Origin of the sequence: Olleya marilimosa CAM030, assembly GCF_000518485.1 — a bacterium.
Classification (GTDB): domain Bacteria; phylum Bacteroidota; class Bacteroidia; order Flavobacteriales; family Flavobacteriaceae; genus Olleya; species Olleya marilimosa.
Genome location: NZ_JADR01000008.1, coordinates 154,934 through 168,420, shown reverse-complemented (window position 1 = coordinate 168,420; position 13,487 = coordinate 154,934). Strand labels below are relative to the sequence as shown.

The 13,487-nt window shown below is 32.7% G+C and carries 11 protein-coding genes; 1 reads left to right on the top strand and 10 read right to left on the bottom strand.

Features of this window, described 5'->3' with window-relative positions:
- Positions 1 to 106 precede the first annotated feature (106 nt).
- From M890_RS0110800 to M890_RS0110755, 10 genes are all read right to left on the bottom strand, one after another.
- On the bottom strand, positions 107 to 943 hold the full coding sequence (locus tag M890_RS0110800) for a DUF932 domain-containing protein (protein WP_028283559.1): 837 nt from the start codon (positions 941 to 943) through the stop codon (positions 107 to 109).
- Between the two features lie 381 nt (positions 944 to 1,324).
- Positions 1,325 to 2,044 carry a hypothetical protein gene (locus M890_RS0110795; RefSeq protein WP_028283558.1) on the bottom strand — a complete coding sequence of 240 codons (720 nt, stop codon included), beginning with the start codon at positions 2,042 to 2,044 and terminating at the stop codon, positions 1,325 to 1,327.
- Between the two features lie 10 nt (positions 2,045 to 2,054).
- Entirely contained in the window at positions 2,055 to 3,800 is a 1,746-nt protein-coding gene (locus tag M890_RS0110790) for a hypothetical protein (protein WP_028283557.1), read from the bottom strand.
- An 89-nt stretch (positions 3,801 to 3,889) separates the two neighbouring features.
- Positions 3,890 to 4,876 (bottom strand): phosphatase PAP2 family protein, encoded by a 987-nt coding sequence (locus M890_RS0110785; RefSeq protein ID WP_051437510.1) that lies wholly within the window; start codon positions 4,874 to 4,876, stop codon positions 3,890 to 3,892.
- Between the two features lie 13 nt (positions 4,877 to 4,889).
- Positions 4,890 to 7,709, bottom strand: coding sequence for a gluzincin family metallopeptidase (locus M890_RS0110780; RefSeq protein WP_036597445.1), 2,820 nt, complete (start codon positions 7,707 to 7,709; stop codon positions 4,890 to 4,892).
- Between the two features lie 26 nt (positions 7,710 to 7,735).
- Positions 7,736 to 8,326, bottom strand: coding sequence for an HD domain-containing protein (locus M890_RS16045; RefSeq protein ID WP_051437509.1), 591 nt, complete (start codon positions 8,324 to 8,326; stop codon positions 7,736 to 7,738).
- 53 nt (positions 8,327 to 8,379) lie between these two features.
- Positions 8,380 to 8,949, bottom strand: coding sequence for a phosphatase PAP2 family protein (locus tag M890_RS0110770; protein WP_036597444.1), 570 nt, complete (start codon positions 8,947 to 8,949; stop codon positions 8,380 to 8,382).
- 20 nt (positions 8,950 to 8,969) lie between these two features.
- A complete protein-coding gene (locus tag M890_RS0110765) occupies positions 8,970 to 9,545 on the bottom strand; it encodes a phosphatase PAP2 family protein (RefSeq protein ID WP_028283553.1) in 576 nt (191 codons plus the stop codon).
- 113 nt (positions 9,546 to 9,658) lie between these two features.
- Positions 9,659 to 10,540, bottom strand: a complete 882-nt coding sequence (locus tag M890_RS0110760; RefSeq protein ID WP_028283552.1) for a diacylglycerol/lipid kinase family protein — start codon at positions 10,538 to 10,540, stop codon at positions 9,659 to 9,661.
- A 1-nt stretch (position 10,541) separates the two neighbouring features.
- Entirely contained in the window at positions 10,542 to 12,518 is a 1,977-nt protein-coding gene (locus M890_RS0110755) for an LTA synthase family protein (RefSeq protein ID WP_028283551.1), read from the bottom strand.
- A gap of 157 nt (positions 12,519 to 12,675) precedes the next feature.
- Between M890_RS0110755 and M890_RS0110750 the strand changes: the two genes are divergently transcribed.
- Positions 12,676 to 13,416 (top strand): phosphatase PAP2 family protein, encoded by a 741-nt coding sequence (locus M890_RS0110750; protein WP_028283550.1) that lies wholly within the window; start codon positions 12,676 to 12,678, stop codon positions 13,414 to 13,416.
- The last annotated feature ends 71 nt before the right edge of the window (positions 13,417 to 13,487 follow it).

Sequence of the window (13,487 nt, the reverse complement as noted above, 5' to 3'; positions counted from 1 at the left end):
ACCAATATTGATATAGATATCTCTCCCCTTTTTTAGCAGAAATAAAGTATGAATCTAAAAAATGCTCTAGTTTTAAGGTACTAGAGCAACCTTTAATTATCAGGTTTTAAACCATTTCATATATTTCATTGAATAGTTTTTTATCCCACTTTTCTTGTTGTGAAAATGTCTTCTTCAATGTATTGTGTAACATGGAATTGAAGGCATTGTAGCCTAACCATAAATTCGGTTCTTCGTTTAGCAGTAGTGCTTCGTAGTTCAAGGTTTCAAGAACTTCACGGGATTTCTTTGAAGGCTCTTCATTAGTATCGCTACATTCATATCTAAACAGCTTAGTTTTATCCAAAATGGCTTTTACAAATTCTTTGGTGTCGATGATTTTGAAATCTTTCATCTTTTCAAATTTCTTGACGATGGTATAAAACTCATTGTTCAGGAACTTATCGAATAAGCCATTCATTCTTGGCATAATCAATTCTGTATTATTTTTGCTATGTTTTATGGAAAACTCAATTTCTGCTTGCGAAACGTGCAATCCATTTGAGCATACTTTTCTGTAAAAACCAAAATGTCCAGAAGTTTTTTCACTACCATCATACGAGTTTTTAAATCGTAGCATGGGTAGTATTAAATCTTCCTTGTTCTTTAATTTGAACTGGTTGCTATCTTCAATAATAAAGTCTATTATGAAAGACCTATCGTTTCTATTGACGCTTCGTTTGTGATAATTTAGTCCAGCATCCAAAAGCATCTGTTCTGCTTTCTTGAAGAATAATTGATTGGGAATATGGCCATAACTGTTTGATACCACATTAACGATTTTACCATTTGAGATAATGGTATTTTCAAGTCCTCTACGAGATTCCATCTGCGTGAGGCTTTTTAAGGATTTCATTTCTGAAGAAACAAAAATCTCATCTTGTTGTAAATTACTTAAATACATAATATTTGATTTTAGATTAAACAATATTTAAGCTAGAACCAAACGGAAGCTGAAATCTCAGCTCAAAAGGAAACGGAATACATAAGTAGTGGACGAAGCTTTGGCTTTATGCCGTAGTCTTTTGATGGGTGTATTTTACGAGTTTAACTTGCGTCACATATTGTATGAATAACTCTTTTTAGCGGACGCTATTTCAAAATTTTATATTAGGAATGTAGTGTTCCTGCTACCGAAGTTTCGGGATTAAGCAGGATCAAGCGAAGTGGAAATCTGAAATTTTGGAATTGTGTTCAAGACTTCTGTTAGTGAAGCTCTTTTCTCGGAATGTAGAGTAACGAAATGTAAGGAAATGTGCTGAGTGTGAAGAAATGGCTAATTTTACTATTCCTTACCAACTTCATCATTTAAATAGGGATGTTTAAGACGCTCGTACATTAGTTGTCTGAAAGGCAAAGTTTCTTCGGTTGGATATGTATTGAAATAATTATACATAGCAATAGCCATTTGCCTCATAAATCGATTCCATTTTTTAATTGGGATGAAATAGATACTATTTAAATTTTCAATCTTAAATATAATCCCTTGTACCGATAAATTGTTCTTCTTAAACTTATAAGCGTAATAAAAGCTATTGTTTGATAAATCGGACTCCTCAATATATTTATAGTTTTCTAGGATATTATCAAAATCAAAGTTCTCTCTAAATTTCCAATGTTTCCCTTTTTTCCTTTTATGAATGAGTTTTTCTTCAGCTTCATCGGAAGTCATAAACGTATTTATGATTAGCTTGTGTTTCTTTAACTTACCAAAGTTAGTTTTTGAGCTAAATACAAGATTAAGAATACTCTGATTGTAAAATACCTCAAAACGTTTTAAGAAAAGAAAAAAGCGGAATGCAGAAATCACAAAAATGAACGTCCTTCTTTTTGCTCCTAGTTCTTTAATACTATCATCGGTAAAATGTACATTAAATTCTTTTCTTTTATTATCAAAACCTATTGAGATATGCTCTCCTTTATTTAAAGTTGGCGCATTGAAAATGAAACCGTTTTCATCAGTATAATTAAAACGTATGTATAGTTTTCTTAATTCATCAATCATACATTATAAGCTATTCGTTTTCTTCATCAAATAAGACACTTGCTTTTTCAAGCAAATCTTTACCTGAGCGTTTGTAACCCAGTTTTTCAATTTTATTATCTAAATAAAAAGAAAATGGTATCAGAGAATCTTCTATTAATTTATTTGCTTCAACCATACTTCTCGGTTTTGGTCTAGCATTGGCCATATTGAATCTTAGATACTCTTTTTCATATTCAAGAAAGGCATTTTGAACTGTTATCTTTCTTTTAACAAGCGCATCTTTATTGAACATTAAAGTTTCAACATCGATAATTACCAAACTGTGCACTCTGGAAACATCCAAACCCAATGCCTCTAATTTTGCCAACTCCTCATCAAACCACGAATTAATGACACTATTTAATCCTGCTGCGTTAAACATTCTGTAATGCAGAACCAATACTGGAAATATATGCACCCTTGCCAGAGGTATATTTGCATCGTAAACAGCTTCGCTATTCAATATTTTTCTTACTGTTTCAACCAATTGTCTTACCGCCTTCGGACTACCTTTTTCGTTTTCAAATAGTTTAATCCTTAATTCGTTTTCTAAATCCCTATAATCCAATGATTGTTTACTTTCTTTGGTAATTAAGATATCTTTAGATTCGTAAACGTGAATATATTTTCCATTACGCATGTAGTAATCTGGCGCACCGTCTATAATGCCATCTAACTCTAAACCCGTTTTTTGAACATATCTATTACCATAAATTTCTTTTAAAAGTTTAGATAAAACATACTGTTCGCTAAACTGATATGTTTTGAGATTATAAAAATTAGTCACCTTATCTCCATTTGCCAACTCTTCATTAATAGCTTTCAATCTAAAAAATAAACCGTTGTACATCATTTCGATAGTGAATAAAGGCGAAATGATTCTGTATTTATCTTCTTCAAATTTATACAGCGGATTGCTACGAACATTTAGAAAATCGACTTCAGTAATTAATTCATCAACATTGGCAATATGCTTATCAATGAATGCCATGCTTTCTTGTTCTTCAAGATGAATTTCCACGTGAGATTCCTTGTCCATCATTAAAACCGAATAAACTATTCCGAATAGACGCTTTAAATAATCTTTATAACCGGTAACTTCATAATGTGCATAAAAAGCGTTAAGTAATGTGGTACAATTGGCTTGTGCTGATAAAAACTCAAAATAAAGCAAAGCCCTTTTAAACTGGCATTCATAAAGTTTATCAACTCTATAGTTTATGAGGTCACTATTATGAAAACTTATTTCTAATAAGGCCTGAGCAGGTGTAGGGCTTAAATTATTTTCTTCCTTAATTTGCTTACTTATAAGAAATCTATCTGTAATCGTTATCTGATTTAATAATACATAAGCTTTAAATGTATCTTGTTCAATTTGCTTATTTGTTTTTGTGGTTTCTTGGTCATTAGGTATCGAATCAAAAATAAACTCAAACAGTTTCAAACTTGAAACGACATAAGGAACTTCATAAATTTCTAATGGGTATTCTGTTGTTTCTATATATCGTAGTATATTGGTATAAATAGCTTGTGCAAAATCAGAGTTTTCTGGACCGAAAAACATTTGCAAAAAATGAGGAATGTTTGAATATCTAGATTTTTCGACATTAAACCCTAAGAAAAAAGAACCCATTTTGAGTAGGTCTGCTTTATTAATTCCTGATAAATATTCCCCTAATTCGCCTCTTTCCTCATCAGGAAAACAGGCTTCAAAAGTTATTCCGAGTTTGAACAATTTTTCTACTTTTTAGATTAATCTAACAAGTTAAAAAATATATTGTCCGCTCAGTTGAAATGAAGTTAAATATAATTTAAAATAATATCTCAAAACGTAATCACAACACCTGCCATATTATAACCTGAATGTGACGAAAACGTGAAATTGGTTTTAAATCGTGGTTCGATTATTTCGCCTGTAACATCGCGTTTTACTTCTTTTTTAATTCTTCGGTTGGCTGCATTTTTACCTATAACATAACCCATTAAAATGGCAAATGGATAATCTGAAGCCCAATGTACCCTAGAACTCATCATTTGAAAAGCCATAACTCCTGCTATTGTATAACCTACTGGCTTAAGCCATTTAACGTCTGGATAGTTAGTTGCGATAACAGTAAGCGTCGCTATGTAAGTGGTCATGTGGCCAGATGGCATAGCATCGTAATTTGGTGTGTTGGTTTGGTAGGCTTTAAAACTTGGAAAAGGTGTCCAATGACCTCCTGGGTTTCCGCTTTCAATCGCTGCACTTGGGCTTTGTCTTCCTGTTATTCTTTTGATTATTTGTGTACTTACACCAGAAGATAACAACACTTCTATTAATTCACTTGATGTATTCAATGCACGATAATCGTTATTAATTTTTCCTGAAATATAAAAACCACCACTTAACAGAATTGGTGTTAATCCATTTCCGATATAATAAATTGTTCCATTAATATCTTTTGGAAGCACCTCTATACCTAAAAGTCTAGTATAGCTCACATCTTCTGCTAATCCAAGTGGCTCGCCTAATTCTTGTGCGTTGTCCAATAATTTTTGGTCAAATGGTATTAACGCTAACGTACCACCAACTGCCATTCCTGTATAAAGTAAGTTTTCTTTTTGGACTGTATATTTTCCAAATTCATATACATCATTTGGAATGTACCGAAACATATCAAAAAACTTGGGCTTGGTATAGGTAAAGGTTGTTCCATCTTTCATTTCGAAGGTTTGTGAATCTTCAAGTTGTTGTGCGTAGTTGGTACTAGATAATAAGACAAAACTTAATATTGTGATCGTTTTAATTATGTTATTGTAATTTATATTCATATTGAAATCTATATTAATACCAGCGTCTTGTAAATAATTTTATGAGTGTGGAAATACTTAACGTGACTTTAAATCTAATCTTTTCTCCGTATTTATTTTGCCCTAATTCGAAACCATTATTTGATGCTACTGGTAAGTACAACTCGAAATAATCTTCTACCAAGCTTAATTTTACTCCAGAGTCATAAGCAAAGTAAGGGCTTACACCTTTATTCTTTAAAAACCCAACGTCGCCATAAGCGTGAATCCAATTCCAAATACTCACTTCTCCGTTTAAAGTCGTTATCCATTGATTAGCAAATCTGGTCTCTAAAATGGATTTGAAACCACCTTCGGCAGTAATATATTCTTGAGAAAATAAACCTTCGTCTTCAGACCTTCCAAGGTAATCATAATCGAATAAATAATCTGTTGGTCTATCTAACGCAAAATCAAAATAGCCATTATCTGCTTGTGTTTTGTTGTTTAAGAAAGTTCCTGCATACAGCCTTAAACTGATTTTCCTGTTATCAAGAAATAATTTTCGGTAAAATGCTGTAACCGACACTTTGCTAAATTTTTTAGATAATTCATAATCTCCTTGAAAGACAAAACTGTTGGAAAAATTAGAGTTGGAAAATATGTACCTAGTATTAAACACACTATAATTGGGTGTTTCTAATGGCACTTCTACATCAACATCCCTAGAAATAGTAACATTTCTTAATGTGATGGTTTGTATTAAATTACTCCTTAAATCTTTGCTTCTATAATTGAAATCGATATAAGGTGTAAAGCTATTGGCAAATAATTCTGGCGTATAACTGGTTCTGTTTCCAGATAGACCAATCTTATAAGAGTACCAACCCGACTCCTTAAATTGTTCATTTAATACTAAAGAGGCCGAACCTATTAAGGCTTTGGATTTAAAACCATAAGTCGGTGTAATTTTGTAAATAAATGGTTTTGCTATTATGGTCTTATTATAGAGTTTTCCGCCAAGTGTTAAACCATCATAAATATTATCAAACTCAATAACTGGCATAAAAAAGGTTTGATTTTTACTTGGGTCTTCAACATCTTTCAACAACCTGACTTGTAGTGGCTTATTTAATATTCCCTTAAGATTTTTATAATTATTTGAACGTTTCACTTCAGGAATATTTCTGTCGTAATCAATAACCAGCTTATCTGCATTATTGTTTTTGATGATGATTTGTTTTTCATCTAGAAAACCATCTATCCAAATCTTGTCAATCTCCTTATCGTCTTTAATGGATGAAATAGAAACTGGCATCGTGTTTTCCCGTTTATTCTTTAAAATAATAATTAATGAATCCCCTCTTTCTTTAACGCTTTTGAATTTGAAGTCTAGCTTATCATTCTTTGCAATAAATTCATCAAAAAACCAATTGGTCTTCTTCTCTGCTAAAGATTCAATAACCGTTTGAAATTGTTTTGCAGATGTCGGTTTCAGCTTGTAATTAAAATAAAATTGCTTTATACTTTTGCTTACCGTTTTATCATCCAAATAGTCTTCTAAATATTTAAAACCTAGACCAGCTTTATATGTGTTTGCTATATTATAATTGAATTTTAGTAATGAATCTCTTGGTGTTCCCAGCGGTTGGTCTATAAAACGTCTTGCCATGTTTTTGTAGCCCAAATAATACTGTTCGTTAAAGGTTAAATCCGCTGCATGAAACCAGCGCAAACCAATAACTTTTGAAAGTGTACCACCTAATTTCATTTTAGGATAATAGTTGTCCATATAATCCATCATCAAATACACCAAAATACCATCTGTAACCCATTTTTCTTCTCTTGGATTAATGACTAAAGTGCTTTCTAACATTGCATCAATCGTGCTTTTTAGCAAGGATATTTCAAACTGAAACTCATTTGAAAAAGGTCTGAATTTTTCAGGAAGTTGATTGAAGCCATAAATAGGGTTCTTGCGTTTATCGATATTTGAAACGATGAGTTTTTCCAACGGAAAATCACCTAAATTATCTTTTAGAAACGTGACAATTTTATTGGCTGTTTCTAATTTTATTGAATCTTCAACTTTGTCTGCGGAAATGTTAGTAACCAAATCAAATTCATCTGTTTTAAGATAGTAAAAATCAGCTGTTTTCTGAATATATAATTTAACCTCTCGCTGATTGTCTCCTGAAACCGAAATCGTTTTATTTCCGTTTATGACCTTTTCAGATTCTTTAAGACCTGAAGTTAATGTATAATTAGTAGGAAGTTTAAATTTGATATTATAGGATGCCAATGGTGCATAAAAATCTCCTAAATCTTTATTGCTATGCACTTCCCATTCCGTGTCATAAACCGCAGGAACTAAATACCAATAGCGTAGATTGTAATTTTTTTTATTGGTGTAACCGTTCCCTGTAAATTTATCATCTGGAAGTTTAACCGAATATGAAAAAAAGATTTGCATGCTATCCTCAGGCGCAATAGGTTCATTTAATTCGACTTCTAAAACATCTTGAATACCATTAAAACGTTGCCATTTCAATGAGCTTTTTGCTTCGTTTTTAATGGAATCTATATTAGTATAACCACGTTCAAAATCACTCGCAAAATGAAAATTGCGTCTGTAGTCTTCTGCAAAACGTTGGGCTAATGGTGTTTCTTTATCTAAATAACTATTGGCCCAATCGTGTAGTAAAATTTGGGTTAAGGTGTCTTTAGAGGTATTGTAAAATACCACTTTTTGCTTTACTTTAATGGTATGGTTAATCGTGTCTAGTTCTGCATTGATAGCTATTTTATGCTGTGCAAGACCTACAATTGTAATTAGAAAAAAGGCAATACTGGTTATAAATTTAGTTGTAGTCATTAAATACTAGTCATATACATCAATTTTTAGTTTTCTACGTCCTTGTTTGTTCTTTCTTGAAATGGTTTAGCCATAGCATCTGCTTTTAGCTGTTCCATTAACATCATGTTCTTTTGCTTCTTATCTTGAAGTACATTTTTACCATAGTTTGTATGGTAGTGGTGCTCTGATAAAAAATCGAGATTTAGCTTAAACCAATCTTGGTCTGTAAATATTAAATCCATAGAGGTTTTCCATTCTATACGTAGTAATTCGTTTTTAAGCATATATGTTTTCGTGGACAAATGGAATAAATCGGCATCACAAATAATCTGCTCTAACTTTGTTTTAGGATTTTGTGGCATTTTAGTGGCGCTGATACAGTTCATCACTTCCACGATTTTGTTAACTGGATATTTTAAATCGCTTAAAAATAGATGTGCCTTATTGGCACTTATATCTTCGTGACCTTTATAAGTGGCAGAAACTCCTGTATCGTGAAATAGTGCAGCTATTTTCAAAATTTCTAATTCCTCTGCATTACATTCTTCTTGCTTACCAATAGTTTGTACATTTTTGTACACTTCCAAAGTGTGTTGTACACAATGAAATGGCAACACTTTACAACGACTGTGCATTAGCAAATCGAGGCAATGTTTTTTTACTTTGCAAACTATTGAATTCATCCTGTCTAAAATTTATATTTGAAACCAAGCAAGTAGTTTCCGTCTCCACCACTAAACGTGAGTTCATAATGTTCTTTTTGGTAAGGTGTTGTAAATAAATAGGTACTCCCAATTCCGACCAATGCACCACCTAAAACATCCCAACCATCGTGTCTTTCATTAATACCTTCTAGTCTGCTGTATGCTACCAATCCAGCAACAACATAAGCAGGTATTCCATACTCCCAACCATAGCGACGCTGTAAAAAAGAAGCTCCAGAAAAGGCTACAGATGTATGTCCTGATGGAAATGCTTTACCGTCTGTTCTACCATCTGGTCTTGGCTTATCAATAGCATATTTTAGTCCGTAGGTTAGAGCCAAAGTCGTACCATACGATTTTGTAAACTGCCAGAATCCTTTTTTGTCTTTTTTTGCAATAATCATAACCAAAGAAGTTAACGCTGGTACATGTTGCCCATAATCTCCTAATACTTCATAAGTTGTTTCTCTTCTAATTTCTGAAGGCGAATCAATGTCTTGGGCTAAGACCATAAAAGGCATGAAAGCCACTAAAAGGCAAATTGTTTTTTTCATTTTAAAAAAATATAGTTCAGTTAAAATTTATAGGTGAAACCGAGTAGATAGTTTCCGTCATTACTGTTAAAGGTAAGTTCCATGTGTTCTTGTTGATATTCTGTAGTAAAAAGTAAATTGCTCCCCAAACCTATAGCTGCTCCAGCCAATACATCAAGGATATCGTGTTTCTTAGAATCTATTCGACTTGCTGCTGTAAAACCTGCAAGCGCATAGGCTGGAATACTATATTTAAACCCATAGCGTCTATGAATATACCCTGCACTATGGAATACTGTAGAGGTATGGCCAGACGGAAACGAGTTGTCATTACTCATATCCGGTCTCTGTTTATTTATGCTGTACTTTAATCCGTAAGTTACTCCAGCTGTAAGCAAAAGTCCTTTTGTAAATTGCCATGCTCCTTTTTCATCTCCTATTACAAATGAGGTTCCTACTGTGGCTACTGGTAACGCAAAGAGAATAACATCGCCTATTTTTTGAGTTGTTCCAACTTGTGGTTTTGTCTCACTTGTGTCTTGAGCTTGAAGCGGAATTGTGGATAAAAATAAAACTGTGCATAACAGCCATAAGAATTTTAGATGCTTTGATATCATTAATTGGGTGTTTTAATTAAAGTAGCTTTCTGTATATGCAGTTTATTTTATGATAAATGTAGTTGGGAAATCTTAAGAAAATTTAAAGCTATCCTCCCAACACATTAATTGATTTATATTAAGACACTTAAAGATTCTTTTTTAATTGATATTGAAAGTGTTGTGTCATTAATTTTTGATATTTCGCCATCAATCTGAGATTCGAAAAACGCACCTTGTTTTCGGGATAATTTCAGTTTACTTGTTTGATAATATTTGACTTCTTTAAGCAGTTCTGGCTTTTTCATAAGCATACAAAACCCGAAAAATAACATTTTCAACCTGCTTATTTTTGGCACTATAATAACATCTAGAAGACCATCTGTTAAAGATGCCTTTGGTGTAAGACTCATGTTATAACCCATAACATTTGAGTTTGAAATGAAGATTAAAAAAGGATTGACCACCTCAATATTATCATCAATAGAAATGACCATTTCTTCCTTTTTATTATAGTATTTAAAGGATTTTAAGGACGCATTTAGATAACACAGTAATGTTCTTTTTTGTGACGCTTCATAGTTTTCTATAACATTGGCAGTAAAACCAAAACCAGTATTACTAAAAAAGTAACGTTGGTTCACACAACCCACGTCAATCGTTGTGCATTGGTTATTCTTAATGATATAGAGTGCTTTTTTTATATGTCGTGGAATGTTCAAATTAGAAGCCAATCCATTACCAGAACCAACAGGAACAATCCCCAAAGGAATGGTTGTACCAACTAAGGTTGAAGCCACTTCATTTATGGTGCCATCTCCACCACAAGCCACAATAATATCAGCTTGCTGATGTATGGACTCTTTAGTTAAATCAATGGCATGACCTTTATATCCTGAAGATTTAATGATTATATTATACATGTCCGCTTCAAAATAATCTTGAAGAAACGTTTCAGAAAAACTATGATGGCCAGAGCCAGCGATTGGATTTACTATGAAATGTATGTCTATCAATTTATTCGCTCTTTATTTTTAAACCCTCGTTTCTGTACAAATCATCAGCTACTTGATAGAATGAAATGCTTTTATTTTGAAATTTTTCTTCGGAAGGAATAGTGTTTAAGCTATTATCAGATGGATTCCAAGAGTAGAAATTCGCATTTGCCTGTTCATCTAAAATCAATATTTTGTCATCCTTTAAATAGCCCAACTTTCTATAGTTTCCTATAAATGCGCGTTCATCTTTTGGTTGCATGGATAGAATATCTTTTCCGAAGAGATTAGATTCATAATCCCAATTCAAAACCGAAAACAAGGTTGGAAACACATCTATTTGAGACGCCAGTTTGTTTACTTTCTCTGGTTGCTGATTTGGCAAATTGAAGATTAATGCAGGAATGTGGTAGTTTTTCACATCCAATTCCCATCGTCCTGCACTACTTGCGCAATGATCGCTCATGATGACAAAAACCGTATTGTCGTACCACGGTTTCTGCTTTGCCTTTTTAATGAATTCGCCAATAGCATAATCTGTATATTTTACTGCACCATGACGTCCTGCTCCAGAAGGAATATCAATTTTACCTTCTGGATAGGTATATGGTTTATGGTTTGAAGTGGTCATTACAAAATCGAAAAAAGGTGTTCCTGTTTTGTGAGCTTTGTCTGCTTCTTTCAGTACTTTATTGTAAATATCCATGTCGCAAACTCCCCAAGCATTTTCAAAGGTTACTTCGTCATCTTCAATATTAGTTCGTGTGGTTGTAATGCTTTTATCTAATAAAAACCCACGACCTCTATCCACAATATTAAATCCATTACCTCCAAAATAGGTGTTCATATTATCAAAATAGCCATCGCCTCCGTAAAAGAAGTTGCGTTCGTAACCTTGTTTTTTAAAGACTTCCCCAATTGTAAATAAGCCTTGGTTGTTTTTTCGTTTTACGATACTTCGCCCAGGCGTTGGTGGAATGGATAGGGTAATGGCTTCCATACCTCTTACGGTTCGTGTTCCTGTGGCATATAAATTTTCGAAAAACAGACTTTTATTTGCGAGCGAATCCAAAATTGGTGTAATGTTACTTTTACCTCCAAATGTCTTTAAAAAGCTACCACTTAAACTTTCTATACAAATGAAAATGACATTAGGCTTCGATGGTCTTGAGATGCTATCTGAATTTACAATTGACCTGTAAATAGCATTTACATTTGGATTTATAAACGTATTTCTTGAATCTGAAAAACTGGATTTAACGGTTTGGAACGCTTGCTCTTTTGGAATGGTTTTATAAAATTCATTATAAGGCAATTCGTTATTTCTAAAGGCTGCAAAGAATGAGTAGATTCCAGATTTTGCGAGTTCGTTATTATATCGATTTTCAGAAAAATCAGCTTGTTTATTTGTTACAAAAAATATGCATATAGCTACAATTAAAAACCAAGGCATGGATGCAATCAATTTAGGTTTAAAGGGTGTTTCACTTTTAAAAGCTTTACTGAAATATCCTAATTTATAGACAATAAATATACTTGCAAACACCAAAGCCAACATTGTAGAAATTAAAATCGGTAGTGGATAAGACTCGTTGATGTTCTTTACAACTTCATAGGTGTAAATGAGATAATCTACCGCAATAAAATTGTAGCGTCTTTGAAACTCGTCCCAAAAAGTAAATTCTCCAAAAAATGAAAAGAACACAATTAATACTCCTAATGAAAAACCAAAATAGGTAATAACTTTATCGACTACCGAACCATAGAAGCGTTTTGGAAAAAGCAATAGACAAATAATATACGGAATTGCAAAAAACGAAATCGTAGCCACATCAAATAAAAAACCAATGACAAATGTGTTGCCTAACGTGAATAGGTTTTTATCTACTTCGGAAAAATTCCAAATCAAGAAACTTAATCTTACTATAAACGATAATATTAAAAACAAACCAATATAGGCTTTGAGTAAAGCAAATCGCTTCGGGAATAGTTTAGACATTAATTATAAAATTGAAAGTTTAATTGTTCACGAAAGTAATTGCAGAATCTAAAGAAAAATTAAAGTTCATTACTCGCATATAATCATACTTTGGCAAGACCATCTTTAGAATCTATTAAGATTTGGCGTGTAAGTTTAAGTTTTAAAAAAATGAATTATGAAATCAAAATACTTATTGATAGTTTTTTTTCTTATGACAGCTATACCTAGTGTAAACGCGCAACAAGACACAATCTCAATTAAAATAAAGAAAGACAAAACTTTTCTTCAAAAAAGTATTCTGCCAGCATCCTTGATTATTGGTGGCACATTAATAAGCGGAAGTGGTTTTGAAAAGAATTTTCAGCGTGATGTACGAAATGCCGTTGGCAACGATTTTGCATTTGGATTTGATGATTATGCGCGCTATGTTCCCATAGTTGAAATGTATGCTGCTGATGCTTTTGGTGTTCCTTCTAAAAATCATTGGTTTGACCAAACCAAGAATTTAACTATTGCTATTATCGTTTCAGATTTTATTACCTTCAGATTAAAAAAGTGGACTAATAAAAGAAGACCAAACGGTGGTGATGACCTACAATCATTTCCGTCTGGTCATACATCTTTTGCGTTTACCAATGCTGGAATATTATATCAGGAATTTAAAGACACCTCTCCTTATTTAGCTTATAGTGGTTATGCAATTGCGACTACGACTGGTGCATTTAGAGTAATGAACAATGCGCATTGGATTAGTGATGTTATTGTGAGTGCTGGCATAGGTATTTTAGTTACAGAATTGGTTTATCTCTTTGATCCAATCATTAAATGGAACCCGTTTAAAAAAGTAAAAGGGGTTACTTTTATACCACAAATAGATAACAATCAATATGGTTTTTATTTAAGTAAAACGTTTTAAATCCAAAATAATGGTGCCAAGTCTAAAACCCAACAGATTAGAGTTTATTAGTTATAGCCTATTACTTATGC